Origin of the sequence: Stenotrophomonas sp. Marseille-Q4652 (genome assembly GCF_916618915.1) — a bacterium.
GTDB lineage: Bacteria > Pseudomonadota > Gammaproteobacteria > Xanthomonadales > Xanthomonadaceae > Stenotrophomonas.
The window spans coordinates 2811107-2835012 of the sequence record NZ_CAKAKE010000001.1 but is presented as its reverse complement, the minus strand read 5'-3'; the positions used below and the strand labels follow the sequence as shown (position 1 = coordinate 2835012).

Sequence of the window (23906 nt, the reverse complement as noted above, 5' to 3'; positions counted from 1 at the left end):
GCCCCGGAGGAACGCCTGCCATGAAGAAACTGCTGCTGGTCCCCCTGCTCGCCCTCGCTGGTTGCGCCAGCACCGGCGGTGGCCTTTCCGATGCACCAATCGACGTCAGCGGTGCCGACGTGGCCAGGCGCGTGATGGAGAACGGTGACACCGTGGAGGAATACCGCATCAGCGGCCAGCTGCGCATGGTGCGCGTGGTGCCGGTACGCGGCGCGCCGTACTACCTGTACGACCGCAACGGCGACGGCCGCATGGACAACGACAGGGACGGCGTCTCGCCGGTCTACTGGAAGCTCTACAGCTGGTAAGCGTGCCCGCGCCGGAAGGCGCACCGCGGTCTGTTCCGCGTCACGCCCGCAACGACGCCCGGGTGCGGACGAAGGCCACCCCGGGCACCGTGCTCAGCGGATGACCAGGACCGGCACCTTGCTGCGTGCCAGCACCTCGGTGGTCTGGCTGCCCAGCAGCACGCGGCTGACGCCGCGACGACCGTGCGAGGTCATCACGATCAGGTCGCTGTGGCACTGCTCGGCGGTGTCGATGATGCCGTCGGCCGCATAACGGTCGAGCACGTGGTGGGTTGTGGCCTTCACATTGGCGGCGGCTGCCGCCTCGCGCGCGGGCTGCAGGATCTTCTGCGCGGCATCCTCGCGGTCCTGTCTGTATTCGGGGCTGCTCTCGTAGCCCACGCTCCAGCCCATCGCGTCGTACATGCCGACGGCCCACGGTTCGGAGACGGTGACCACGTCGACCTCGGCGCCCAGGTCCTGCGCCAGTTCCAGACCCTTGGACAGCCCCTTGCCGGCCAGCTCGGAACCATCGACGGCAATCAGAATACGCTTGTACATGTGCCTGCTCCAGGAGGCGGCCGCGATGGCCGATGGGGACGATTACACAGGCCGATCATGGGCCGCGCCTTGAGGCGGATCAATCGGGCCAGATCATGCGCCGCGCCTTGAGGCGGATCAATCGGGCCAGGGGTGCACGCCGGCCGTGGCAGAATCCGGCCATGTCCGCACGTCGCGCGCTCCCCACCTGCCTGTTGGCGCTGCTGGCCGCCGCCGCTGCCAATGCCGCCGACCGCGTGCTGGTGTTCAGCGCGACCGCCGGATTCCGCCACGACTCCATCCCCACCGCGGTGAAGACCGTGCAGGAGCTGGCCACCGGGCTGCAACTGGAGACTGACCAAAAAAGGATGCGGCCGACTTCAACGACACCAACCTGGCGCGCTACCGCGCGGTGGTGTTCGCCAGCACCAACGGCGACGTGCTCGACGGGGCACAGCAGGCCGCGCTGCAGCGCTTCGTGCGCGCCGGTGGCGGCTTCCTCGGCGTACATGCGGCCCCGGATACCGAGCATGACTGGCCGTGGTACGGCGAACTGGTGGGCGCCCGGTGCGGCGACCATCCGCCGGGCCTGCAGGCCACGACGGTCCAGCCAGAACGCGGCGGGGCGGCACAGGACGCTGCGTGGGCGATCGAGGACGAGATCTACAACTTCCGCCGCAATCCACGTGGACAGGTGCAGGTGCTGGCCACCGTGGACGAGGCGCTGTACGCCGGCGGGCGCATGGGCGATGACCATCCCATCGCCTGGTGCCGTCCCTTCGATGGCGGGCGCAGCTGGTACACCGGCCTGGGCCACGCGGCGGCGGTGTACGCCCGGCCGGAGTTCCGTTCCCAGCTGCGCCAGGGCCTGCGCTACGTCACCGGCCTGTCGCCGGACTGCTGACCGGGAGAAGCGCTGCAACTCCGGTTGAGGCGACCGCAGGCTGGCATGGCGGCCGGCAGTTGTTGCCGGCAGCGTTGCCTCTGATCCTCACCCCGTGCGTGGCAGCGCCCTGAATCCGGGTCCCGATCCCGGCGATCACTCGCCGCAACCGGTCCATGCGATCTCCCAAGGGCTGCGCGACGGCTTACAGCACGGTGAGGTTGGCGTAGGCCATCACCAGCCACTTGCTGCCGGCGTCGATGAATTCGACCTGCACCCGGGCGTGGGCGCCGCTGCCCTCGTAGTCGGTGACCATGCCTTCGCCGAACTTGGGATGGGTGACGCGCGCGCCGAGCTTGAGCGGCGGTGCTTCCAGCGAGGCATGGCCCTGCACGCGGCTGGCGCCGAGCGAGGCCGGGCGCGAGACCTGCACCTTCGGGCGCACCTCGTTGAGCAGCTCGCGCGGGATCTCGCGCAGGAAGCGCGAGGGCAGACAGTAGTTGTCCTGGCCGTGGATGCGGCGGCTCTCGGCATAGGTCAGCACCAGCTTCTGCCGCGCGCGGGTGAGGCCCACGTACGCCAGGCGGCGCTCCTCTTCCAGCCGGCCGCTTTCCTCCAGCGAACGCGCGCTCGGGAACAGGCCTTCCTCCATGCCGGCCAGGAACACCAGCGGGAATTCCAGGCCCTTGGCCGAGTGCAGGGTCATCAGCTGCACGCCCTCCTCGCCGGCCTGGGCCTGGCCTTCGCCGGCCTCCAGCGAGGCGTAGGTCAGGAAGGCGACCAGGTCGTCCATGTCCGGATTGCCTTCCTCCACGTCGTCGTCGCGACGCACGAAGCGCGAGGCCACCGAGACCAGTTCGTCCAGGTTCTCCGAACGCGATTCCGAATCCAGCGCGTTGCGGCTCTCCTTGCTCCAGTGTTCGCGCAGTGACGAGCGCTGCAGCACGTGGTCGATGCGCTCGGCCAGGGTCATCTCGCCGGTTTCGCCCTGCAGCTGGTTGAGCAACTGCAGGAAGCCGGCCAGTGCGTTGCGTGCGCGCCCGGCCAGTTCATTGCCCTGGGTGGCGAGCATGGTCGCTTCCCACAGCGACAGCGACTGTGCTCGGGCGATGCGCCGCACCTCGTCCAGGGTGCGCTCGCCGATGCCGCGCGGCGGCGTGTTCACCGCGCGCTCGAACGCGGCATCGTCGCTGCGGTTGGTCAGCAGGCGCAGGTAGGCCAGCGCGTCCTTGATCTCGGCGCGCTCGAAGAAGCGCATGCCGCCATACACGCGGTACGGCACCTGCTCGCTGATCAGCACTTCTTCCAGCGCGCGCGACTGCGCGTTGCTGCGGTAGAGCACGGCGACGTCGCCGTGGTTGCCGCCATCGCGTACCCACTGCCGCGCGCGCTCGACGATGTAGCGCGCCTCGTCCATCTCGTTGTAGGCCGCGTACAGGTCGATCGGCTCGCCGTCGCCGCTGTCGGTCCACAGCTGCTTGCCGATGCGGTCGGGGTTGTGCGCGATCACCGCGTTGGCCGCGCCCAGGATATTCGCGCTGGAGCGGTAGTTCTGCTCCAGGCGGATGGTCTGCGCACCGGGGAAGTCCTTCAGGAAACGCTGAACGTTCTCGACCTTGGCGCCGCGCCAGCCGTAGATCGCCTGGTCATCGTCGCCGACCACGAACACATGGCCGCTGTCGCCGGCCAGCACGCGCACGAAGGCGTACTGGATGGCGTTGGTGTCCTGGAACTCGTCGACCAGGATCTCGCGGAAGCGTGCGCGGTAATGCGCCAGCAGCGCCGGGTTGTCGCGCAGCAGCTCGTGCGCGCGCAGCAACAGCTCGGCGAAGTCGACCAGGCCGGCGCGGTCGCAACGGTCCTGGTAGGCCGCATACACCTGCTGGCGCACCTTGATGTAGTCGTCGTGCGGCTCGGGCTGCAGGTGGTGCGGGCGGCGGCCCTCGTCCTTCTGTTCGTTGATCCACCAGGCCAGCTGCTTGGGCGGGTACTTGCCGTCGTCCAGTTCCAGCTGCTGGACCACGCGCTTGACCAGGCGCAGCTGGTCGTCCGAATCCATCACCTGGAAGGATTCGGGCAGTTTCGCCTCGGCCCAGTGCAGGCGCAGCAGGCGGTTGGCCAGGCCGTGGAAGGTGCCGATCCACATGCCGCGGCTGCCGTGCGGCAGCTGCGCGTCGATGCGGTGGCGCATTTCGCCGGCGGCCTTGTTGGTGAAGGTCACCGCGAAGATGCCATGGGTCGGCACGCCGAACACGTCGTGCAGCCAGGCGATGCGGTGGGTGAGTACGCGGGTCTTGCCGGAACCGGCGCCGGCCAGCACCAGATGGTGGCCGGGGGGCGCAGACACAGCCTCGCGCTGGGCTGCATTCAGCCCGTCGAGCAGGTGGGAGACATCCATCGGCGCATTTTACGGCACCGCCACCGGTCCCACCTGGCCCTGTTCATCCAGACCGGGCCGAACGACCGCCTTGACTCCGCCCCCTGCGGGGGAGAGATTTGGGGTTTCAAGGCCATCGCGAGGGATCGACCATGCGTCTGCAATGCACTGCAATTGCCGCAAGCCTGCTGCTTGGACTGGCCACCAGCGCCATCGCTGCCCCACCGCCCGAGGCCCCGGCCCGCTCGCTCGCCGCCCTGGTCAAGGTCGATGCGGACGGTGGCATCGGTTCGGTGCTTCCGTCGCATGAACTGCCACCTGCCCTGCAACGCCAGTTGCAGCAGGACCTGCAGCAGGCGCTGGCGGCCGATGCCAGCCATGCCGCTACGGGCCCGCACCAGCTGCTGGCCGAAGTCGCACTGCTGACCACGCCGTTGGCCGACGGCCAGCACGCGGCCAGCTTCCGTCTGGAATCCGCCCGTCCGGTCCCGGCCGGCCAGTGGTACTGGGAGCACACCGACAAGCGCCGGGTCAGGCTGGTCAACCGCGAGCGTGGCTTCGCGCCGGGTCGCCAGGCGCCGGGCCTGCGTGATCCGCTGCAGCACCAGCCCGGCGGCGGGGTTCCGGTACCGCCGTCCGCCCCACCGGCGCCGCCGCGCGGCCACGCCGGGGCATAAACCGGCTCAGCCCGCCGCCAGCATCTGCTGCGCGGCGGCCTGCGCCTGCTGGCGCAGCTCCGGAATGGCCAGGCTTTCCCACAGCCGGCCAATGCGCAGGCTGCCGACCACCTGGATGCGCGGATAAGGGGTGCCGTCGGCCGCCAGCAGCTGGCCATCGACGTCGGTATCCACGCCAATCCCGTGCGGGCCCGAGCGCGCGATGCCACTGCCCAGCAGTTGCTGCAGCAGCGGATTGCGCATGGCCTGGCCCCGGGTTTCCACGCCGGTGGCATTGACCACGCACTGCACCTGCAGGTGCAGCCGCGAGCCGCGCGGACCGTCGGCGGTGAGGCGGACGTGGTTGCCATCGAGGGATACGGCATCGACCCGGCCGCGATGGATCTGCAGCTGGCCGCTGTCGCGCAGCGCCTGCAGCTGTGCATGCACCGGGGTCGCGATGCGGTGGCGGTGCACGTCCCAGTAGCGCACCACATGGCGCAGGAAACGGCGCTGGTCAGCGTCATCGAGCGAGCGCCACAGTGCCTGCCCGTGCGGGCGCAGGCGGTCCATCACCATCTGCCATGGCTGGCCGGCGGCCTGGGCCTCGCGCACGAGCTGGCGCAGCACGCGCATGCGCCCGCGCAGGCCCATCGCCAGCAGCGGCCGCACGTCGAACCCGGCCGGCGTGCCCTCGGCATGCGGCAGCGGCAGCAGCGCGTGGCGCGAGATCACGTGGATCGCGCCGCGATGGCCGTTGGCCAGCAGCGAGACCACGCTGTCGGCCATGCTCAGGCCCGAGCCGACGATGCACACGTCCGCGCGCGGATCGATCGCCTGCACCGCCTCGAAGTCCCATGCCTCCACGCGCTGGGCCGGCGACAGCGCCTGCGCGCCACGCGCCGGCAGCGGCCGCAGGCTGTTGCCGACTGCCACCGTCACCGCGCGGGCCCGCAGCTGGCCACCACCCTGCAGGGCCAGACGCACGCCCTCACCGTCGGGGTCCAGTGCCACCACGCTGTCCTGGATCAGCTGCAGCTGCGCAGCGCTGCCGGCCTGTGCCTGCCGCAGGCGCTGCTGCAGGTACGCCGCGTAGTGGCGGCGGCTGACATAGCTGCGCGCCAGCGTGTCGCGATCCAGGTGCGGATAGGCCTGGACCTGGCACAGGTAGTCGAGGAAATCGTCCGGCTGCTCGGCAAAGCCGCTCATCTTGCCGGCCGGCACGTTGAGCAGGTGGCCGTCATGGGTGGTGGCGTAGGCCACGCCGCGCGCCAGCGGCGGCTCCGGCTCCACCAGGGCGATGCGACGGGACACGGTGCCTTCGCGCAGCAGCTGGATGGCGGTGAGCACGCCGGCGGCACCGCCGCCGATGATGGCCAGGTCGACGGCCTGTTCGTGGGAGCTTTCGGTCATCGCCCGATTGTAAGCGCTGGCCCCGGCGGCCCGTCGCCACGCACTCACATCAGTGCATCGGCCAGCCGGGCGATGCCCTCGCGGCTGCGTTGCCAGGCCGGGCGCCGCCGCCACTGCGCCAGGTCCAGCTGCAGGGCATGGGCCAGGTAGTCCTGCTCGATCGTGCGCAACTGCGCGACCAGCCCCGCGTCATAGGCAAGCAGGCCGATCTCCGCATTGAGCGCGAAGGATCGGATGTCTACGTTGATCGAACCGACCAGCGCGAGCTCGTCGTCCACGCGCAGGTGCTTTGCGTGCAGGAAGTGCGGTTGGTGCAGCGCGATGCGCACGCCGGCGCGCAGCAGCTCGTCGTAGTAGGACTGCTGCGCCCACCAGGTCAGGCGCTGGTTGTTGCTGGCCGACAGGACCAGCTGCACGCGTACCCCCGACAGCGCGGCGATGCGCAGCGCGGCCAGCGTGGCCTCGTCGGGCACGAAGTACGGCGTCACCAGCACCAGTTCGCGCCGCGCCAGGTGGATCAGCGCGTTGACCGCGTCGCGCGCGTTGGCGAACGGATAGGCCGGGCCGCTGGGCAGCAGCTGGGCGGCGACATCGGCCACGGTGCTGGCCGGCGTGGACAGCACTTCCAGCGCCTGCCCGGTCTCGACGTACCAGTCGCTGGTGAACACCGCCTCCAGATGGGCAACCACCGGCCCCTTCACCCGCGCCACCAGCTCGCGGTTGGGGAAGCCGGCGATGAAGTCCGGACCGGCCAGGTTCTGCGAGCCGACATGGCCGACGCGGCCATCGACCAGCGCGATCTTGCGGTGGTTGCGCAGGTCCATGCGTCCGCTGCGGCGCCAGCGCAGACCGCCGGGCATCATCGCCTGCACGTCCACGCCGGCAGATCGGAGGCGGCGCCGGTAGCGGCGCAGGCCGCGCTTGGCGCCCACCGCATCGAGCAGCACGCGGCAGCGCACGCCGCGGGCGCTGGCCCGCTCCAGCGCGGCCACCATCGCCTCGCCGACCGCGTCGTCGAACATCAGGTAGTACAGCAGGTGCACGCGCTCGGCGGCGCCGTCGATGTCATCGATCAGCGCGCGCAGCGCGCCGTGGTAGTCGTCCAGCAGCTCCACCGCGTTGCCGTGGGTGGGCATGAAGTCGCCTTGGCGCTCGACCAGCGGCACGATCTCGGCGGCCACGGTGTCGTCGTCGGGTATCCAGCGCTGTTCGTGCTGCAGCGCCTGCTGGCGGCGGATGCGGCGCGAGACCTGGGCCTGCCGGCGGACGCGCCGCGCCGACAGCCACGGATGGCCCATCAGCAGGTACAGCGGCAGGCCGAGCAGGGGCACGAAGCCGACCAGCAGCAGCCAGCTGCGCGCGGCCCCGGGTGTGGTGCGGGTGGGGATCCACAGCAGTGCGACCAGCCGGATCAGCCAGTCCAGCGCGAGCAACAACCATGACATCTGGAATCCGTCTGGCTGCATCGTGCGTCCGCCGGGAAGGTCGGCCGATTCTGCCGGCACCGGCGCCAGAAACACAAAACCCGCCTTGCGGCGGGTCTTGCTGGAAGCTGCAAGTGATCCCGTGGGATTACTTGATCTTGCCTTCCTTGTACATCACGTGCTTGCGCACCACCGGATCGTACTTCAGGAATTCCATCTTCCCCGGGGTGTTCTTCTTGTTCTTGTCCGTGGTGTAGAAGTGGCCAGTGCCGGCCGAGGAAATCATACGGACCTTATCGCGCTTACCTGCCATGATTGCTTACTCCTCAGACCTTTTCGCCGCGGGCACGCAGCTCAGCCAGAACGGAATCGATGCCGTTCTTGTCGATGGTGCGCAGTGCATGCGCGGAAACACGAAGCTTGACCCAGCGGTTCTCGCTGGCAACCCAGAAACGACGCTCGTGCAGGTTCGGCAGGAAACGACGACGGGTCTTGTTGTTGGCGTGCGAGACGTTGTTACCCGTCTGCACTCGCTTGCCGGAAACTTGGCATACGCGGGACATTGCGCACCTCGAAAGTAGTTGTTGTCTCCCCATAGCCCGGGGGACGGCGGCCTCGGCGGTTGCCCGCCACACGACTCGAGAATCGGATTCACGCTGGATCTGGGCGGCCCAGGGACGTGTTCCCGGGGGCGCTGACCGGCACAAACCGGACACAGCGAGCCGCGCATTATGCCAGTGGCACGGGCCCCGTGCAAGTTGTCCACAGCCCCTGGAGAGGAACGGATGCGACTGCTGCTGCTCACCTATGGCACCGAGGGCGATACCCGCCCGCAGGCCATGCTCGCGCGCGGGCTGCTCGATGCCGGCCACGAGGCCTGCCTGCTGGCCGAGCAGCAGACCCTGGGCACGGCCGCGCAGCTGGGGGTGCCGCACGCCGAGCTGGCCGGGCCGATCACCGCCGAGGTCGATGCCCTGGTCGGCCACGGCAACAACCTGCGCGCGGCCAGCCGCGGGCTGGCGCGGATGGCCCAAAGCCTGACCGATGCCTGGGTGGAACAGGCCGACGCGGCCGCGGCCGGCTGCGACGCGGTGCTGGCCGGCGGCCTGGCCGCCTTCATCGGCCTGAGCGTGGCGCAGCGCCACCGGATCCCGGTGATCGGCACCGGCACCGTGCCGGTCACCCCGACCCGCGCCTTCCCCAGCACCTTCCTGCCGCCCGGACCGTGGCCGCGCTGGCTCAACCGGCCCAGCCACGTACTGGCCACCTCGCAGATCTGGCGCCAGTTCCGCGGCCCGCTCAATGCCGCGCGCCAAGCACGGCTGGGGCTGCGGCCGCTGCGCCGGCCGCCGATGGAGTTCCCCTTCCTCTACGGCTTCTCGCCGGCCCTGCTGCCGGCCCCGGCCGACTGGCCGCGCAACCATGTCGCCTGCGGCCAGTGGCGCCTGCCCGAGACCGTGCAGGCCCTGCCCGAAGACCTGGTGCAGTGGCTCGATGGCCGTCCGGCGCCGGTGTTCATCGGTTTTGGCTCGATGCGCGGCTTCGATCGCCGCCAGGTGTTCGGCGGCCTGGTCCAGGCGCTGGGCGAGCGCCCGATCCTGCTCTCGCCGGGCTGGGCCGGGCTGCCGGAAGACTGGACTCCGCCGGCGCACGTGCGGATCTGCCCGCCGGTACCGCACGAGGCGCTGTTTCCGCGCTGCGCGCTGGTGATCCACCACGGTGGCAGCGGCACCACCCACTCGGCCAGCCGCGCCGGAGTGCCGCAACTGGTCCTTCCGCTGGTGGCCGACCAGCCGTTCTGGGCGCGGAGGCTGTACGAACGCGGCGTGGCCGCCCCCCACTGTCACTGAAGCGCTTCGACCACCCCACCCTGCAGCGCGCGATCGCGGTCGCCAGTGATGCGGCGACCGTGGCGCGGGCGGCGGAACTGGGCCGGCAGATGGCCGCCGAGGATGGCGTGGCCACGGCGGTGGCCACGCTGGAGCGCTGGCTGCGGTGAGCAGGCTGGCCGCTCAGGCCAGGCCCGGTTGCAGGTGCTCCACCATCCAGTCGATGAACACCCGCAGGCGGTGGCTGACGTGGCGGCTGGGCGCGAACACCAGGTGCAGTGGCATCGTCGGCAGCTGCCACTCAGCCAGCACGGGTACCAGCTCCCCGGCCCGCACATGGGCCGCGGTCATGTAGGTGGGCAGGCAGATGATGCCCAGTCCGGCCAGGCCGGCGGCCAGGCAGGCAGTGCCGTCATCAACGCTGAGCTGGCAGTGCATGGCCGGCACCACCGTCTGCCCACCACGCGACAGCCGTGGCAGGTAAACCTCGCCGGATTGGGCGCCACGGAAACCCAAGAGCCGGTGGGCGGGGTCCTGCAGTTGCTGGGGATCCGCCGGGGTACCGCAGCGTGCCAGGTAGGCCGGCGCGGCATGCAGCGCCAGCGGCAGCTCGCACAGCCGCCGCGCGACCAGCCCGCCATCGCGCAGCTCGCCACCCCGGATCACGCAGTCCACGCCCTGGCCGATGACGTCGACCTCGCGGTCGCTGGCACCGATGGCCAGTTCGATCCCCGGATAGCGGGCAAGGAAATCCGGCAGCGCCGGCATCAGCACCCGCTGCGCGAACGGGCTGGGCACATCGATGCGCAGGCGGCCGCGCGGCTGGCTGCGGGCACGGCCGACGCTGGCTTCGGCCTCTTCCAGCGCGGCCAGCAGCTGCACTGCGCGCTGGTAATACGCCGCGCCCTCGTCGGTAAGGCTTAGCTTGCGGGTGGTGCGGTGGAGCAGGCGCACCTGCAGGTGCGTTTCCAGCTGCTGGAGCAGCTGGGTCACGGTGGCGCGCCCCAGCTGCAGGGTCTGTGCGGCCTGGGTCAGGCTGCCCGCTTCGACCACGCGGACAAACACCCGCATTGCCTGAAAACGGTCCATGGGCGCCGATTGTTTGGATTGCGCGAACAATCTAGGCGCAGTTGCGCGGTTTATCCAGCAACAGCCGCGCCCGAACATGAGCTCATCGCCGGAGGCGCCGTTGCGACCGGCCTTTGAGGAATCGACCATGAACCAGCGCGATATTGTCTTCCCTGCCGGCCGCCGCGAGCTGTACGAGCGCAACCGTTATTCGCCGGCGGTACGTGCCAATGGCCTGCTGTTCGTGTCCGGGCAGGTCGGCAGCCGCGAGGACGGCTCGCCCGAGCCGGAGTTCGAGGCCCAGGTGCGCCGCGCCTTCGACAATCTCAATGCGGTGCTGGCCGCCGCCGGCTGCAGCTTCGATGACGTCATCGACGTCACCGTCTTCATGGTCGATGCCGAAACCAACTTCGCCAGGGCCTGGGCCATCGTCCCGGAGTACTGGGGCGATGCGCCCTATCCCAGCCTGACCGGCATCGGCGTGGCCTGGCTGTACGGGTTCCAGTTCGAGATCAAGGTCATCGCGCGGCTGCCCGACGCGGCCGCCTGAGCTGCCGCCAGCCGCGCCTGCAGCACGCAGGCGCAACTGCCGGCGGCTCAGCCCTTGCGCGCGGCGATCCAGCCCTCGACCTGGCTGCGCAGCACCGGCAGCGGAATCGAGCCCTGCTGCAGCACGAAGTCGTGGAAGGCCTTGAGCTCGAACTTCCCGCCCAGCTCGCTTTCGGCCTGGCGGCGCAGCTTCCAGATCTCGATCTCGCCGAGCTTGTAGCTCAGCGCCTGCGCCGGCCAGGAGATGTAGCGGTCGACCTCGGTGGTGACCTCGTGCTCGCTCAGCGCGGTGTGGTCACGCAGGTAGGCCAGCGCCTGCTCGCGGCTCCAGCCCTTGTGGTGCACGCCGGTGTCGATCACCAGCCGGCAGGCGCGCCACATCTCGTAGGTCAGGCGGCCGAAGTGCTCGTACGGGGTTTCGTAGATGCCCATCTCCACGCCGAGCTTCTCGGTGTACAGGCCCCAGCCCTCGCCGAAGGCGGAGATGTAGTGGTTGCGGCGGAACTCGGGCTGCTCGGCCTGCTCGGCGGCCAGCGCGCCCTGCATGGCGTGGCCCGGGTCGGATTCGTGCAGGGTCAACGCCGGCAGGTTGTACAGCGGCCGCGCCGGCAGGTTGTAGGTGTTGACCCAGTAGGTGCCCATGCCGCCGCGGCCGGCGGTCCAGAACGGGGCGATGTCATCGGGCACTGGAACGATGGTGAAGCGTGCGCGCGGCAGGGTGAAATAGCGGCCGATCACCGCATCCACCCGCTTGGAGATCCACGCCGCGTAATGCAGCAGCTGCTCCGGCGTCTTCGCGTAGAACTGCTCGTCGGTGCGCAGGAAATGCAGGAAGTCGGCAAAGCGCGTTTCCGGGCTGGCACCGGTGAAGCCGACCTCGTCGATGATGGCGTCCATCTCGCGCTGGATGCGTGCCACTTCCTCCAGCCCGATCTGGTGGATCTGCTCGGCATCCAGGTCCAGCGTGGTGTATTCGCGGATCTGCGAACGGTAGAACGCCTCGCCGCCAGGCATGGCCTCGGCCGCCAGGGTGGTGCGCGCCTGCGGCACGTACTCGTCGCGGTAGAAGGCCAGCAGCTGCTGGAACGCCGGCACCACCGAGCCGGCGATGGCCTGGCGCGCCTGCTGCTGAAGTTGCGCCTGCTCGGCGGCCGGGATGCTGGCCGGCAACCGCTTGAACGGCGCGTACAGCGGCGACTGGGTCGGGTCCTCCAGCGCGGCCACGGCGGCAATGGAACCATCGCGGCCTTCGAGCACCTCGCGTGGCACGCTGAACCCCCGCGCCAGGCCGGCGCGCATGTTGTCGGTCTGCTGGCCGAAGTAGCGCGGCACGTCGTTCAGGCGCGCGATGTAGTTGCGGAAGTCCTGCGCGGTCTTCATCTCGCGCCGGGCCATGAACGAGAGGTTGGACCAGAACGAGGAATCCGAATTGAACGGCATCTCGTAGCTGCGCAGGCGCACCGCCTCGGCCAGGTTCTGCACCTGGGCGCGGTACACCGCCAGGTTGACCCGGTTTTCAGGCGAGAGCTTTTTCGCATCGATGCGCTCGAGCTGGGCCAGCACGTCCTCCCACACCTTCAGCCGCGCGGCCTGCGCCTCCGGGCCCACGTCGGGCAGGCGGGTGGCGCTGGCCGGGCCGTCGCCATCTTCGGTGGCCTCGCCGCCACCGGACTGGCGCCATTGCCATTCCTTCTCGTAGATCGCCTGGAAGCGGGCGTCCTCGCCCCTTGCCTGGCTGGCCGGCGTGGCCTTGGCGGCGGCCGGCGAAGCGGCATGGGCCTGGGTGGAAGAAAGTGCCAGGCACAGCAGGATGGCAGCGGCAAGCGGTGATTTCACGAGCAATGGCTCCGCGGTGGATGCAGTCACCGATCATCGCACCATCGCCACGGGCGCTCCTAGATCGGATCCGCTGCCCTGCCTGCCGGTTTCAGTCCGGCGCGCGGTCCCCGCGCCAGCCGCGGTGGCGGATGTCCAGGTGCAGGCTGTAGAGCGCGGTGAACGCCGGGAACAGGTTCTGCAGCACGCCCACCGAATCCTGCTTGGGCGAGAACAGGAAGTAGCTCAGCGTCATCAGGCTGCCGACTACGCTCATGTACCAGAACAGGCGCGGGATGACCGGCTTGCCGGCGCGCCGCGAGGCCAGGAATTGCACCAGCCAGCGGCCACCGAACATCAGCGCGCCGGTGTAGCCGATCAGCTTCCAGCCGGTGACGTGCAGCCCGGTCCAGTACAGCCATTCCAGCGGTTGTTCCAGCATGCCCATTTCAGAGTTCCCGTACCTGGGTGCGGTGGCTGCGCGCGATCAGCCAGGCCACGCCGCGCAGGTCGCGGATGCCGACGAGCGCGCGGCCGAGGTTGTTGTATTTGGACACGCCGCTGGTGCGCGCACGGTGGTTGACCGGCACGCTCACCGTCTTCCATCCGGCACGCTGCATCAGCGCCGGCAGGTAGCGGTGCATGTGGTCGAAGTACGGCAGGTCCAGGAAGGCCTCGCGCTCGAACAGCTTGATCCCGCAGCCGGTGTCGGGGGTGTCGTCACGCAGCATGCGGCGCCGGATCGCGTTGGCCCACTTGCTGGCCCAGCGCTTGGAACCGGAATCCTGGCGCTGCACCCGCCAGCCGGCGAACAGCTTCACCGCCGGTTCGGCGGCATCGCGTGCGGCCAGCAGCTTCGGGATGTCGGCCGGGTCGTTCTGGCCATCGCCATCAAGCGTGGCGATCCACGTCCCGCGCGCGGCCTTGGCGCCGCTGCGTACCGCACAGCTCTGCCCGCTCTGGGCCTGGTGGTGCAGCACGCGCAGCTCCGGCACGTCGGCCTTCAGCGCGGTCAGCACCGCCAGGGTGTCATCGCGCGAGTGGTCATCGACATAGACCACCTCGAACTCGATGCGCCCCCGTAATGCCGCGGTGATCTCCCCGACCAGGGGCGCGACGTTGTTGCGTTCGTTGAAAACAGGAACGACCACCGAAAGCGAGGGTTGGGTCATGGAGTGATCCGGTTCGGACAGGAGGGGGAGGTTCGCGGATGGGGTCTGGCAGCAGCGGGTTCAGGCACGGTCACCGAAGTAGTCACGGCACCACTGCACCACCGCGGGCATGCCCTGTTCGATGGTGGTGGCCGGCTCGAAGCCAAAGGCCTGCCGCGCGCGCGTGGTGTCGGCCATGGTGCGCAGCATGTCGCCGGCCTGCATCGGCCTGTATACGCGCTGGGTGCTGCGGCCGGCGGCGGTTTCGATCACTTCGATGAAGCGCTCCAGCTCTACCGGGGTGTGGTTGCCAAGGTTGAACAGTCGGTGTGGCACGGCATCTGGCGAGGGATGGTCGAGGGCACCAAGGATGCCGGCGACGATGTCGGAGACATGTGTGAAGTCGCGCTGCATGCGGCCCTGGTTGAACACATCGATCGGCCGCCCGGCCAGCACCGCGCGCGAGAACAGCAGCGGCGCCATGTCCGGCCGGCCCCACGGCCCGTACACGGTGAAGAAGCGCAGGCCGGTGGCGGCCAGGCCGTACAGCTGGGCGTAGCTGTGGGCCATCAGCTCGTTGGCGGCCTTGGTGGCCGCGTACAGCGAACGCGGCTGGTCCACGCGCTGGTCCTCGGAAAACGGCGGCGTGGCCGAATCGCCATAGACCGAACTGCTGGAGGCATAGACCAGATGCTGCACGCCACGGTGCCGGCACAGTTCGAGCATGTTGCCGAAGCCGACCAGGTTGGACTGCACGTAGGCCTGCGGGTTCTGCAGCGAGTAGCGCACGCCGGCCTGAGCGGCCAGGTGCACCACGCGGGTGGGCTGCCACTCGTCGAACAGCGCCGCCAGCCCGGCCGCATCGGTCAGGTCCAGCGGCCGGATCGTCACCTGCGGGCACAGCGTGGCCACCCGGTCGCGCTTGAGCTGCGGGTCGTAGTAGTCGTTGTAGTTGTCCAGGCCGACGACGAGGTCGCCGCGCGTGGCCAGCGCCTGGCAGGTATGGGCACCGATGAAGCCGGCGGCGCCGGTGACAAGCACGCTCATCAATCAGGTCCGATGCGGCCGGGAAGCGGCGCCTTCGCCGGTCAGCGTACCAGCGGGTCGCGCGCCAGCGTGGCCTTGCGTTCCTTGCTGAAGTTCCACCATGGCTGCGCGGCCTCGCCGGCCATGAAGCGCACGATCGACAGGAACACGTCGATCACGCAGGGATCGTGGACCACGGCGGTCTTCAGGCACAGCTGGGCGTACATGTCGTAGGCGTCGCGGCCGCGCACCTGGGCCGGCACGCGGATGCCGATGGCGCGCAGGTCCTTCTCGCAGGCCGGGCCCACGTTGGGCAGGTCGGTCAGCTGGTGCAGGTGGTGGCGGTCAACCTTGCTGGGGTGCATGGGAAGCTCCCGTGGAGGGTATTGCTCAGTCCTTCCGTGCGCGCAGTTTTTCCAGCACGCCATCCAGCGTGTCCAGGTCGGTGTAGTGGATCACCAGCTTGCCCTTGCCGCCCCGACCGTGGCTGATCGCCACCCGGGTGCCGAGCGATTCGGACAGCTCGGTTTCCAGCGAGGCGATGTCCGCCTGCGGCGCGGCCGGGGCCGGCTTGGCATTGCGCGCGCCCGGCACCTTGCCGGCGGCGAACTGCTGGGCACGGTGCTCGACCTCGCGCACCGACCAGCCCTGGTCGGCGGCTTCCTCGGCCAGCTTGGTCGCCAGTTCCGGGGCCAGGGTCAGCAGCGCGCGGGCGTGGCCCATTTCCAGCCGGCGGGTTTCCAGCAGCACGCGCACGCCGACCGGCAGGTCGATCAGGCGCAGCAGGTTGGAGACCGAGGCGCGCGAGCGACCGACGGCCTGCGCCGCCTCGGCATGGGTCAGCGAGAATTCGGTGATCAGCCGCTGCAGTGCCTCGGCTTCTTCCAGCGGGTTGAGGTCCTCGCGCTGGATGTTCTCGATCAGCGCCATCGCGATGACGGTGCGGTCTTCCAGCTCGCGCACCACCACCGGCACTTCGTCCAGCCCGGCCAGGCGCGAGGCGCGCCAGCGGCGTTCGCCGGCGACGATCTCGTAGTTGCCCTCCGGCAGCTGGCGCACCAGGATCGGCTGGATCACGCCCTGGGCCTTGATCGACTCCGACAGCTCGGCCAGCTTGCCCTCGTCCATCTCGCGGCGCGGCTGGTACTTGCCCGGCTGCAGCTGGTCGATCGGCAGCTTGCGCAGCACCTCGCCCGGCTGCGGCTGGGCCACCGCGGCGACGGTGGTGGGGGTGACGTTGCCCTTGGGGCCCAGCAGCGCATCCAGGCCGCGGCCCAGGCCGCGCTTCTTGCCGCCGGCTGGCTTGCCGATGCTCATCAGACGGTCTCCATGGCCGGGGCGGCCTTGTTGCGTTCCTCGGTGCGGCGGATGATCTCGCCGGCCAGGCCCAGATAGGCCACGCCGCCACGCGAGCCACGGTCATAGCCGACGATGCTCTGGCCATGGCTGGGCGCCTCGGCCAGGCGTACGTTGCGCGGCACGATGGTGCGGAACACGCGGTCGCCGAAGTGCTCGGTGAGTTCGGCCGACACCGCGTTGGCCAGGTTGTTGCGCACGTCGAACATGGTGCGCAGCACGCCCTCGATCTCCAGCGCCGGGTTGAGGCTGGCGCGCAGCGCCTCGATGGTCTCCACCAGCGCGCTCAGGCCTTCCAGCGCGTAGTACTCGCACTGCATCGGCACCAGCACCGAATCGGCGGCAGCCAGCGCGTTGAGGGTCAGCAGCGACAGCGCCGGCGGGCAGTCGATCAGGATGAAGTCGTATTCGTCGCGGACCTTGCCCAGCGCGCGCTTGAGCCGCTGCTCGCGCTCGGACTGGTCCATCAGCTGGATCTCGGCCGCGGTCAGGTCGATGTTGCCCGGCAGCAGGTCGAAGCCTTCCGGCGCGCGCACGCGGATGTCGGCGGCGCTGTTCTCGCCCAGCAGCAGGTCGCAGGTGGAGGCAGCCACCTCGCGCTTGTCCACGCCGCTGCCCATCGTCGCGTTGCCCTGCGCGTCCATGTCCACCAGCAGCACGCGCTGGGACGCGGCGGCAAGGGCGGCGGCAAGGTTGACGGCCGTGGTGGTCTTGCCGACGCCGCCTTTCTGGTTGGCGATGGCGATGATCCGAGCCATGCAGGGAAGCCTCGTGGGCGGGGTGGGACCGTTCATTATGCGGGCTGCGGGCGCCGGGCGGAAATCGGATGCTGGCCGGATCGGCCCGCCGACGGCGTTCAACGGCGCCCGACGACCACCAGGTGGCGGTCGCCAACCAGGCCCGGGACCTGCAGCGGATGGACCTCCAGCACCTGCCAGTCGGCCGGCAGCTGGGCGATCTCCTCGTGCGGGTGCACCCCCTTCATCGCCAGCAGCTGGCCACCCGGGCGCAGCAGGTGGCCGCCGACCTCGATGATCCCGGCCAGCGTGTCCATGGCGCGGGCGGTGAGGTTGTCGAAGGCGCCGGGCTCGTCCAGCGCCTCGGCGCGGGACTCGGCCACCCGGGCGTTGTCCAGCGCCAGCTGGCGCACGGCCTCGCGCAGGAAGCGCGCCTTCTTGCCGTTGCTCTCCACCAGGGTCACCTGCAGCTGCGGACGGGCAATGGCCAGCGGGATGCCCGGCAACCCGGGCCCAGTGCCGAGGTCGGCCAGGGTGCCGCTTTCCACGTGCGGGACCATCGCCAGCGAATCGAGCAGGTGGCGGGTGACCATCTCGTGCGGATCGCGGATGGCGGTGAGGTTGTAGGTGCGGTTCCAGCGCACCAGCAGCGCCAGGTAGGCCAGCAGGCGCGGGCCCAGGGCGGTGTCCAGGCCCATGGCGCGCAGGCCGCGCTCGAGTTCGTCGGCCACGCCGGCCGGCAGGGAGGTGTCGTTCATGGCCCGATTATCGCAGGGCCGGCGCGTGCCGGTCAGGGCGATGGGACCGCACCGGGCTGGTGCGGCAGCAGCGGCAACGCCTCGGCGGCCGGATACCAGGCCAGCGCGGCGCGGAAATCGGCCGAGGCCTGCCATTCGTGCAGCTGCCAGCGCGCGGCCTGGCCCAGCGCCGGATCGCACCAGGCCAGCCGCAGCACCCCGTCATCGCCGATGGCAAAGGCCAGCTTCTCCAGGCCGAAGGAGATGCCATGGCCATGCGCCTTGAGCAGCGCCTCCTTGGCGCACCACACGCGGAAGAACCAGTGCTGGCGCGCCGCCTCGTCCAGCGCCGACAGCCAGCGCACCTCGTCGGGATGGAAGAAGCGGCGCACCACATCGAGCATGCGCGGGCGCGGACGCAGTTGTTCCAGGTCCACGCCCAGCCGCACCTGGCGACCGAGCGCAACCAGCAGCCAGCCACCACTGTGGCTCCAGCCAGTGCCCCACTGCGCCAGTTCGCCATACAGCCACGGTCGGCCACGCTCGTCGCGGGTCAACGGCAAGGCCGCCGGCGGCATCTGGAATTCGGTGCCCAGCACCTCGCGCGCCTGTGGCTCACCACGCCTGCCCGGCACATGCGGCAGGCGCCACACGCTGACCTGGCCGAACTGCCAGCGCGATGCATCGACCGGCACAGTCGTCGTCATGCGAAGGAGGCGCTGCACGATGGCTTCACGACGGTGCGCATTAACTGTCGCCACCGCACCAAACCCGGTGCATCCCAGCGCAAAGGAGAATTACACATGGGCATCATCATCTGGTTGATCGTGGGTGGCATCGTCGGTTGGCTGGCCAGCATCATCATGCGCCGCGACGCACAGCAGGGCATCATCCTCAACATCGTGGTCGGCATCATCGGCGCCCTGATCGCCGGCTTCCTGTTCGGTGGCGGCATCAACGAAGCGATCACCATCCGCACCTTCCTCTTCTCGCTGATCGGCGCGGTGATCCTGCTGGCGATCGTGAACCTGTTTACCCGCAAGAGCATCCGCTAACGCTGCATCAGCGGAAAGGCCTGCGCAGCGCCCGGCATCAGCCGGGCGCTTTTTTTCAGCCCAGCTGTACCCACGCCGGGGCGTGGTCGCTGGGCCGCTCCCAGGTCCGCGGTTCGCGGTCGATGCCGGCCGCAACCGTGCGCGCCTTCAGCGCATCGGAAACCAGGGTCAGGTCGATGCGCAGGCCCAGGTCGCGGCGGAAGCCCGCCGCACGGTAATCCCACCAGCTGAACACCCCGCCCTGCCCGTTGTGCAGGCGGAAGCCGTCGTGCAGGCCCAGCTGCAACAGCTTGTTGAGCGCCCCGCGCTCGGCGGTGGAGGTCAGGATGTGGTTGTCGCTCCACACCACCGGGTCGTGCACGTCGCGCTCGTCCGGGGCGATGTTGAAGTCGCCCAGCACCACCAGCTCGGGATGCCGCTGCAGTTCGGCCTGTACCCAGTCGTGCACGGCCTCCAGCCAGCGCAGCTTGTAGGCGTACTTGTCGGTGCCCACGTCCTGGCCGTTGACCACGTACAGGTTGATCACCCGCACGCCATCGATGGTGCCGGCGATCACCCGCTTCTGTTCGTCCTCGAAGCCCGGGATGCCGACCTGCACGTCCTCGATCGGTGCGCGCGACAGCAGCGCCACGCCGTTGTAGGTCTTCTGCCCGGCAAAGACGTTGCGGTAGCCCAGCTCCAGCAGGCGCGTGTCGGGGAACTTGTGGTCCTCGAGCTTGGTTTCCTGGATGCCGACGATGTCTGGCGAGAAATCGGCCAGCCACTGTTCCAGGTGCAGCAGGCGGACGTTGAGCGAGTTGACGTTCCAGGAAGCGATTTTCATGGGGCGCAATTCTACGCTGGACACCGGCATGGCCGGCCCTCAGTCGGCCAGGAACGGGGCGACATCGATGGCCCGACGCCCGGCATCGCTGTCCAGCAGCTGGCGGATCACCGCGGTATGGCCGGCGCCGGCCAGCACGAACACGCGACTGCCCGGCCGGGCAGCCGCCTGCACGTTGGCGTACATGTGGAAGTTGCGGCGCCACCAGCTGGCCGATGCGTCGGCGCCGGCATAGCTGTGGCCGGCATCGATCGCGTTCGTCATCAGGTAGAGGTTGCGGTTCTCGCGATCGCGCGCCGGCGAGTTGCCCAGCCGCAGCAGCTCCGCCAGGGTCATCGAGGCCTGCTCGCTGGCCTCGCGCGCGGAGAGGTCGGCGAACCCGGCCTGCAGGCGGGCCATCGTCTCCGGTGCGTGCTCGCCCAGGAACGCCATCAGCCGGTCGCCTTCCCATTGCACGTCGCGCTGGTCGAAACAGATGAGGCGTGCGCCCTGCACGGACCCGGCCACGCGCAGCCCGATCTGGTCAATCTCGTTGCGGCCCAGGCGGTAGCGGCGGCCCGGTAGTCGGCCAGGCGCCGGTCGATGTCGGCCTGCTCGTTGGCCGCACACTCCACCAGCACGTCGGTGGGAGCGAAAGCGGCGACCCGCGCGGCGAGCGATGCCAGCCAGGCCTGGCTGGCCGGCGAGAGCACGTCGGCCACCGGCGACTTGATCATGTCCAGGCCGGGGTTGGCGAAGTGGAAGGTGCCGATCACCAGCACCTGTGCCTTGTCGGCCGGCGCGGCCGTGGCCACCAGTACTGGCGAGGACAGGAAGCCGGCCAACAGCAGGCAGGAACGCAGTCGGGGCAAACGCATGGGACGTCCAGTCAACAAGGGCACGCATTGACGCAGAGGGCGCAACGGCGGTGCAGTGAGGGAAGTCACCCCGCGACCGTAGGAAGACGCGTCAGCGCACCAGCAGGTCGATGAAGCGCGCCACCTTCGCGTAGGGCGGCTTGAGCAGGTCGCTGCCGGCCCAGCGCGGCTGCCACAGTACCGGCAGTTGCTTGCTCATCGCATCGAAGCCGGCACGGCCGTGGTAGGCACCCATGCCGCTGGGACCGATGCCGCCGAACGGCAGGTCGTTGATCGCGAAATGGACCAAGGTGTCGTTGACGGTGATGCCGCCGGCCACGGTCTGGCCGAGGATGCGCTCCACCGACGGACGGTGGTGGCTGAAGGGATACAGCGCCAGCGGTCGGTCGCGGCCGTTGACCGTGGCAATGGCCTCGTCCAGCGAACGGTAGCTGCGGATCGGCAGGATCGGGCCGAAGATTTCCTCCTGCATCACCGCCGCATCGTCGCCGGGCTGCAGGATCAGGGTCGGCGGCAACAGCCGTTCGCGCTGCGCCCGCTCAGGATCGACCGTGGCCAGCTCGATCACTTCCAGGCCACGCTCACGCGCATCGTCGATGACGCCGCGCAGTCGCTGGTACTGGCTCTCGTTGATGATGCGGGTGTAATCTCCGGCATCGCTGAAATCGCCGTAGCGGGCACTGGCCTGTTCGCGCAGGGCCTGCACCAGCGCGGCTTCGCGGCCGGCATCGACCAGCACATAGTCCGGCGCGATGCAGGTCTGGCCGGCGTTGAACCACTTGCCGCTGGCCAGGCGCGCGGCGGCCGCCTCGATCGGGTAATCCGGGCAGATGATCGCCGGCGACTTGCCGCCCAGCTCCAGCGTCAGCGGCGTGAGGTTGGCAGCGGCGGCGGCCATGACCTTGCGGCCGACCGCGGTTGAGCCGGTGAACACCAGGTGGTCCAGCGGCAGGGCGGCGAACGCGGCGGCCACGTCGGCCCCGCCCTGCACCACGCCCACCCGCTCGGGCGGGAACACGGCCGCCAGCAGCTCCTGCAGGAACGCGCTGGTGCGCGGCGTGTGTTCGGACGGCTTGAGCAGCACGTGGTTGCCGGCGGCGATCGCGGTGGCCAGCGGCACCATGGCGAGGTTGACCGGGTAGTTCCATGGCGCGATCACACCCACCACGCCGACCGGCACCGGCCGCAGCTGCGCACGTGCCGGCAGGAAGCGCCAGCCTACGGAAACCCGGCGCGTGCGCATCCAACCCTTGAGGTGGCGCAGCAGGTGGTCGATCTCGCCGAGTACGGTCATGCCGTCGGCCACCAGCGATTCGTGCACCGAGCGGTGGCCGAAATCATCGGCAATGGCCTGCGCCATCTGCGGCAGGCGCCGCTTGAACTCCCCGCGCAGCCGCCGCAGGTCATCGCGCCGCTGCGCATGGTCCGGACGCTGCTGCATCCAGGCGTTGCGCATCTGCGCGAGCACGGCAGGCAGGGACGCAGCGGTATCGGGCATGTCGGTGACCTGGATGGCGAAGGTCCCGCATTGTGCCGCAGCCGCGGGCCCGTGCAGCGCCCAACAAGAAGGGCGCCTGCTTGCGCCGGCGCCCTTCGTCGTGGCCGGGAATTCCGGCCGGAGGAAGCAGTGCTTACTTGGTGATGTCCACGTCCTTGGACTCGCGCAGGAACAGCGTACCGATGACCAGGGTCATCAGCGCGATGCCGATCGGGTACCACAGGCCGTAGTAGATGTTGCCGGTGGCCGCGACCAGCGCGAAGGAAACGGCCGGCAGGAAGCCACCGAACCAGCCGTTACCGATGTGGTACGGCAGCGACATCGAGGTGTAGCGGATCCGGGTCGGGAACAGCTCCACCAGGTAGGCCGCGATCGGGCCGTAGACCATGGTGACGTAGATCACCAGCAGCCACAGCAGCAGGATGGTCATCGGGATGTTGATGCGCGAGGTATCGGCCTTTTCCGGATAGCCCGCGGCGTTCAGCGCCGAGCGCAGCTCGGTGTTGAAGCGGCCGGAGTTTTCCTTCAGCGCATCGCCCGCCAGGCCGGCGGCCTCGTACGAGGTGACCTTGCCTTCACCCACTTCGACCACGGCCAGGCTGCCAGCCGGTGCGGCCTGCACCGAATACGGCACGCCGGCACGGGCCAGCGCGGCGGTGGCCACGTCGCAGGAACTGGTGAACTTGCGCACGCCGGTCGGATCGAACTGGAACGAGCAGGTGTCCGGATCGGCGACGACGACGGCCGGCGAATTCAGGCTGGCCTCCTCGATGGCCGGGTTGGCGAAGTGGGTCAGGCCCTTGAAGATCGGGAAGTAGGTGAGTGCGGCGATCAGGCAGCCGGCCATGATGATCTTCTTGCGACCGATCTTGTCCGACAGCCAGCCGAAGAACAGGAAGAACGGCGTGGCCAGCAGCAGTGCCGCGGCGATCAGCAGGTAGGAGACGGTCAGGTCGACCTTGAGCATGCTCTGCAGGTAGAACAGCGCGTAGAACTGGCCGGCGTACCAGACCACGGCCTGGCCGGCGGTGGCACCGAACAGCACCAGCAGCATCAGCTTCAGGTTGCCGCCCTTGATCGCGTCGCGGAACGGCTTCTTGGAACCCTTGCCCTCGGCCTTCATCTGCTGGAACAGCGGCGATTCGCTCAGCTGCAGGCGGATCCACACCGACACGGCCAGCAGGATGATCGAACCCAGGAACGGGATGCGCCAGCCCCACTCCTCGAACGCCTCGGCGCCCAGGGCATAGCGGCAGCCCAGGATCACGATCAGCGACAGGAACAGGCCCAGCGTGGCGGTGGTCTGGATGAAGCTGGTGTACAAGCCGCGCTTGCCCGGCGGGGCATGTTCGGCGACGTAGGTGGCAGCGCCACCATACTCACCACCCATGGCCAGGCCCTGCGCCAGGCGCAGCACGATCAGCATGATCGGGGCGGCGATGCCGATGGAGGCATAGCTGGGCAGCACGCCGACCAGGAAGGTCGAGAAGCCCATGATCAGGATGGTGACGAGGAAGGTGTACTTGCGGCCGATGCGGTCGCCAAGCGAACCGAAGAACGCCGCGCCGAACGGACGCACGAAGAAGCCTGCCGCGAACGCGAGCAGGGTGAAGATCATGCCGGTGGTCGGGTTGACGCCACTGAAGAACTGGCGCGACAGGATGATGGCAAGCGAGCCGTACAGATAGAAGTCGTACCATTCGAAAACGGTACCCAGGCTCGATGCGAAGATGACTTTCTTGTGGCCCTTGGTGAGTTCACCGGCCACTGGCGTTGCGCTTGTGCTGGACATGAGTCGCTTCCCCTCCGAAGCAATCGTGTAGCG

At 69.3% G+C, this 23906-nt stretch carries 27 protein-coding genes; 6 read left to right on the top strand and 21 right to left on the bottom strand.

Annotation, left to right across the window (positions count from 1 at the left end):
* Positions 1-20 precede the first annotated feature (20 nt).
* Positions 21-308, top strand: coding sequence for a DUF2782 domain-containing protein (locus tag LG380_RS13360; protein ID WP_225765739.1), 288 nt, complete (start codon positions 21-23; stop codon positions 306-308).
* A 93-nt stretch (positions 309-401) separates the two neighbouring features.
* Here LG380_RS13360 and LG380_RS13355 read toward each other — a convergent pair whose 3' ends face one another.
* Entirely contained in the window at positions 402-848 is a 447-nt protein-coding gene (locus tag LG380_RS13355; protein ID WP_225765737.1) for a universal stress protein, read from the bottom strand.
* 394 nt (positions 849-1242) lie between these two features.
* On the opposite strand from LG380_RS13355, the gene LG380_RS13350 reads away from it, so the two are divergent.
* Complete coding sequence (locus LG380_RS13350; RefSeq protein ID WP_263973784.1) at positions 1243-1731, top strand: ThuA domain-containing protein; 489 nt, start codon at positions 1243-1245, stop codon at positions 1729-1731.
* Between the two features lie 184 nt (positions 1732-1915).
* Here LG380_RS13350 and uvrD read toward each other — a convergent pair whose 3' ends face one another.
* Positions 1916-4108 (bottom strand): DNA helicase II, encoded by a 2193-nt coding sequence (gene uvrD, locus LG380_RS13345; protein ID WP_225765735.1) that lies wholly within the window; start codon positions 4106-4108, stop codon positions 1916-1918.
* 131 nt (positions 4109-4239) lie between these two features.
* Here uvrD and LG380_RS13340 point away from each other — a divergent pair, with 131 nt between their 5' ends.
* Positions 4240-4764, top strand: a complete 525-nt coding sequence (locus tag LG380_RS13340) for a hypothetical protein (protein ID WP_225765734.1) — start codon at positions 4240-4242, stop codon at positions 4762-4764.
* A gap of 6 nt (positions 4765-4770) precedes the next feature.
* On the opposite strand, the gene LG380_RS13335 is transcribed toward LG380_RS13340, so the two are convergent.
* The 4 genes from LG380_RS13335 to rpmB form a co-directional block, all read right to left on the bottom strand.
* A complete protein-coding gene (locus LG380_RS13335; protein WP_225765733.1) occupies positions 4771-6156 on the bottom strand; it encodes an FAD/NAD(P)-binding protein in 1386 nt (461 codons plus the stop codon).
* Positions 6157-6200: 44 nt separating this feature from the next.
* A complete protein-coding gene (gene cls, locus LG380_RS13330; RefSeq protein ID WP_225765732.1) occupies positions 6201-7622 on the bottom strand; it encodes a cardiolipin synthase in 1422 nt (473 codons plus the stop codon).
* A gap of 106 nt (positions 7623-7728) precedes the next feature.
* Positions 7729-7896 carry a 50S ribosomal protein L33 gene (gene rpmG, locus LG380_RS13325; protein ID WP_172675037.1) on the bottom strand — a complete coding sequence of 56 codons (168 nt, stop codon included), beginning with the start codon at positions 7894-7896 and terminating at the stop codon, positions 7729-7731.
* 10 nt (positions 7897-7906) lie between these two features.
* Positions 7907-8143, bottom strand: coding sequence for a 50S ribosomal protein L28 (gene rpmB, locus LG380_RS13320; protein ID WP_005411638.1), 237 nt, complete (start codon positions 8141-8143; stop codon positions 7907-7909).
* 222 nt (positions 8144-8365) lie between these two features.
* Between rpmB and LG380_RS13315 the strand changes: the two genes are divergently transcribed.
* Positions 8366-9430 carry a glycosyltransferase gene (locus tag LG380_RS13315; RefSeq protein WP_225765731.1) on the top strand — a complete coding sequence of 355 codons (1065 nt, stop codon included), beginning with the start codon at positions 8366-8368 and terminating at the stop codon, positions 9428-9430.
* Between the two features lie 162 nt (positions 9431-9592).
* On the opposite strand, the gene LG380_RS13310 is transcribed toward LG380_RS13315, so the two are convergent.
* Positions 9593-10498, bottom strand: coding sequence for a LysR family transcriptional regulator (locus LG380_RS13310; RefSeq protein WP_225765730.1), 906 nt, complete (start codon positions 10496-10498; stop codon positions 9593-9595).
* A 127-nt stretch (positions 10499-10625) separates the two neighbouring features.
* Between LG380_RS13310 and LG380_RS13305 the strand changes: the two genes are divergently transcribed.
* Positions 10626-11027, top strand: a complete 402-nt coding sequence (locus LG380_RS13305) for a RidA family protein (RefSeq protein WP_225765729.1) — start codon at positions 10626-10628, stop codon at positions 11025-11027.
* 47 nt (positions 11028-11074) lie between these two features.
* Here LG380_RS13305 and LG380_RS13300 read toward each other — a convergent pair whose 3' ends face one another.
* The 9 genes from LG380_RS13300 to LG380_RS13260 form a co-directional block, all read right to left on the bottom strand.
* A complete protein-coding gene (locus LG380_RS13300; RefSeq protein ID WP_225765728.1) occupies positions 11075-12862 on the bottom strand; it encodes a DUF885 family protein in 1788 nt (595 codons plus the stop codon).
* Between the two features lie 91 nt (positions 12863-12953).
* On the bottom strand, positions 12954-13289 hold the full coding sequence (locus LG380_RS13295) for a lipid-A-disaccharide synthase N-terminal domain-containing protein (protein WP_225765727.1): 336 nt from the start codon (positions 13287-13289) through the stop codon (positions 12954-12956).
* A 1-nt stretch (position 13290) separates the two neighbouring features.
* Positions 13291-14013, bottom strand: a complete 723-nt coding sequence (locus LG380_RS13290; protein WP_225765726.1) for a glycosyltransferase family 2 protein — start codon at positions 14011-14013, stop codon at positions 13291-13293.
* 60 nt (positions 14014-14073) lie between these two features.
* On the bottom strand, positions 14074-15039 hold the full coding sequence (locus tag LG380_RS13285; protein WP_225765724.1) for an NAD-dependent epimerase/dehydratase family protein: 966 nt from the start codon (positions 15037-15039) through the stop codon (positions 14074-14076).
* A gap of 41 nt (positions 15040-15080) precedes the next feature.
* Entirely contained in the window at positions 15081-15383 is a 303-nt protein-coding gene (locus tag LG380_RS13280; RefSeq protein ID WP_225765722.1) for a helix-hairpin-helix domain-containing protein, read from the bottom strand.
* Between the two features lie 25 nt (positions 15384-15408).
* Complete coding sequence (locus LG380_RS13275; protein WP_225765720.1) at positions 15409-16335, bottom strand: ParB/RepB/Spo0J family partition protein; 927 nt, start codon at positions 16333-16335, stop codon at positions 15409-15411.
* Complete coding sequence (locus tag LG380_RS13270; protein WP_225765718.1) at positions 16335-17132, bottom strand: ParA family protein; 798 nt, start codon at positions 17130-17132, stop codon at positions 16335-16337. The genes LG380_RS13275 and LG380_RS13270 overlap by 1 nt, the downstream gene beginning before the upstream one ends.
* Before the next feature lie 98 nt (positions 17133-17230).
* Positions 17231-17869, bottom strand: coding sequence for a 16S rRNA (guanine(527)-N(7))-methyltransferase RsmG (gene rsmG / locus LG380_RS13265; protein WP_225765717.1), 639 nt, complete (start codon positions 17867-17869; stop codon positions 17231-17233).
* A 32-nt stretch (positions 17870-17901) separates the two neighbouring features.
* A complete protein-coding gene (locus LG380_RS13260; RefSeq protein ID WP_225765715.1) occupies positions 17902-18555 on the bottom strand; it encodes a 4'-phosphopantetheinyl transferase superfamily protein in 654 nt (217 codons plus the stop codon).
* A gap of 96 nt (positions 18556-18651) precedes the next feature.
* Here LG380_RS13260 and LG380_RS13255 point away from each other — a divergent pair, with 96 nt between their 5' ends.
* Positions 18652-18903 (top strand): GlsB/YeaQ/YmgE family stress response membrane protein, encoded by a 252-nt coding sequence (locus LG380_RS13255; RefSeq protein WP_225765713.1) that lies wholly within the window; start codon positions 18652-18654, stop codon positions 18901-18903.
* 55 nt (positions 18904-18958) lie between these two features.
* On the opposite strand, the gene xth is transcribed toward LG380_RS13255, so the two are convergent.
* The 5 genes from xth to LG380_RS13230 form a co-directional block, all read right to left on the bottom strand.
* Positions 18959-19726, bottom strand: a complete 768-nt coding sequence (gene xth, locus LG380_RS13250; RefSeq protein ID WP_225765711.1) for an exodeoxyribonuclease III — start codon at positions 19724-19726, stop codon at positions 18959-18961.
* A gap of 39 nt (positions 19727-19765) precedes the next feature.
* Positions 19766-20221 (bottom strand): DUF5694 domain-containing protein, encoded by a 456-nt coding sequence (locus tag LG380_RS13245; RefSeq protein ID WP_263973783.1) that lies wholly within the window; start codon positions 20219-20221, stop codon positions 19766-19768.
* Positions 20158-20583, bottom strand: coding sequence for a hypothetical protein (locus tag LG380_RS13240; RefSeq protein WP_225765710.1), 426 nt, complete (start codon positions 20581-20583; stop codon positions 20158-20160). The genes LG380_RS13245 and LG380_RS13240 overlap by 64 nt, the downstream gene beginning before the upstream one ends.
* A 91-nt stretch (positions 20584-20674) precedes the next feature.
* Positions 20675-22081: an aldehyde dehydrogenase family protein gene (locus LG380_RS13235; RefSeq protein WP_225765708.1), complete on the bottom strand. Its 1407-nt coding sequence runs from the start codon at positions 22079-22081 to the stop codon at positions 20675-20677.
* 133 nt (positions 22082-22214) lie between these two features.
* Complete coding sequence (locus LG380_RS13230; RefSeq protein ID WP_225765707.1) at positions 22215-23873, bottom strand: MFS transporter; 1659 nt, start codon at positions 23871-23873, stop codon at positions 22215-22217.
* Between the last annotated feature and the right edge of the window lie 33 nt (positions 23874-23906).

Coding starts and splice junctions, on each gene's coding strand:
- LG380_RS13360 (WP_225765739.1), top strand. CDS start 21: ATGAAGAAACTGCTGCTGGTCCCCCTGCTCGCCCTCGCTGGTTGCGCC.
- LG380_RS13355 (WP_225765737.1), bottom strand. CDS start 848: ATGTACAAGCGTATTCTGATTGCCGTCGATGGTTCCGAGCTGGCCGGC.
- uvrD (WP_225765735.1), bottom strand. CDS start 4,108: ATGGATGTCTCCCACCTGCTCGACGGGCTGAATGCAGCCCAGCGCGAG.
- LG380_RS13340 (WP_225765734.1), top strand. CDS start 4,240: ATGCGTCTGCAATGCACTGCAATTGCCGCAAGCCTGCTGCTTGGACTG.
- LG380_RS13335 (WP_225765733.1), bottom strand. CDS start 6,156: ATGACCGAAAGCTCCCACGAACAGGCCGTCGACCTGGCCATCATCGGC.
- cls (WP_225765732.1), bottom strand. CDS start 7,622: ATGCAGCCAGACGGATTCCAGATGTCATGGTTGTTGCTCGCGCTGGAC.
- rpmB (WP_005411638.1), bottom strand. CDS start 8,143: ATGTCCCGCGTATGCCAAGTTTCCGGCAAGCGAGTGCAGACGGGTAAC.
- LG380_RS13315 (WP_225765731.1), top strand. CDS start 8,366: ATGCGACTGCTGCTGCTCACCTATGGCACCGAGGGCGATACCCGCCCG.
- LG380_RS13310 (WP_225765730.1), bottom strand. CDS start 10,498: ATGGACCGTTTTCAGGCAATGCGGGTGTTTGTCCGCGTGGTCGAAGCG.
- LG380_RS13305 (WP_225765729.1), top strand. CDS start 10,626: ATGAACCAGCGCGATATTGTCTTCCCTGCCGGCCGCCGCGAGCTGTAC.
- LG380_RS13295 (WP_225765727.1), bottom strand. CDS start 13,289: ATGGGCATGCTGGAACAACCGCTGGAATGGCTGTACTGGACCGGGCTG.
- LG380_RS13290 (WP_225765726.1), bottom strand. CDS start 14,013: ATGACCCAACCCTCGCTTTCGGTGGTCGTTCCTGTTTTCAACGAACGC.
- LG380_RS13285 (WP_225765724.1), bottom strand. CDS start 15,039: ATGAGCGTGCTTGTCACCGGCGCCGCCGGCTTCATCGGTGCCCATACC.
- LG380_RS13280 (WP_225765722.1), bottom strand. CDS start 15,383: ATGCACCCCAGCAAGGTTGACCGCCACCACCTGCACCAGCTGACCGAC.
- LG380_RS13275 (WP_225765720.1), bottom strand. CDS start 16,335: ATGAGCATCGGCAAGCCAGCCGGCGGCAAGAAGCGCGGCCTGGGCCGC.
- LG380_RS13270 (WP_225765718.1), bottom strand. CDS start 17,132: ATGGCTCGGATCATCGCCATCGCCAACCAGAAAGGCGGCGTCGGCAAG.
- rsmG (WP_225765717.1), bottom strand. CDS start 17,869: ATGAACGACACCTCCCTGCCGGCCGGCGTGGCCGACGAACTCGAGCGC.
- LG380_RS13260 (WP_225765715.1), bottom strand. CDS start 18,555: ATGACGACGACTGTGCCGGTCGATGCATCGCGCTGGCAGTTCGGCCAG.
- LG380_RS13255 (WP_225765713.1), top strand. CDS start 18,652: ATGGGCATCATCATCTGGTTGATCGTGGGTGGCATCGTCGGTTGGCTG.
- xth (WP_225765711.1), bottom strand. CDS start 19,726: ATGAAAATCGCTTCCTGGAACGTCAACTCGCTCAACGTCCGCCTGCTG.
- LG380_RS13240 (WP_225765710.1), bottom strand. CDS start 20,583: ATGCGTTTGCCCCGACTGCGTTCCTGCCTGCTGTTGGCCGGCTTCCTG.
- LG380_RS13235 (WP_225765708.1), bottom strand. CDS start 22,081: ATGCCCGATACCGCTGCGTCCCTGCCTGCCGTGCTCGCGCAGATGCGC.
- LG380_RS13230 (WP_225765707.1), bottom strand. CDS start 23,873: ATGTCCAGCACAAGCGCAACGCCAGTGGCCGGTGAACTCACCAAGGGC.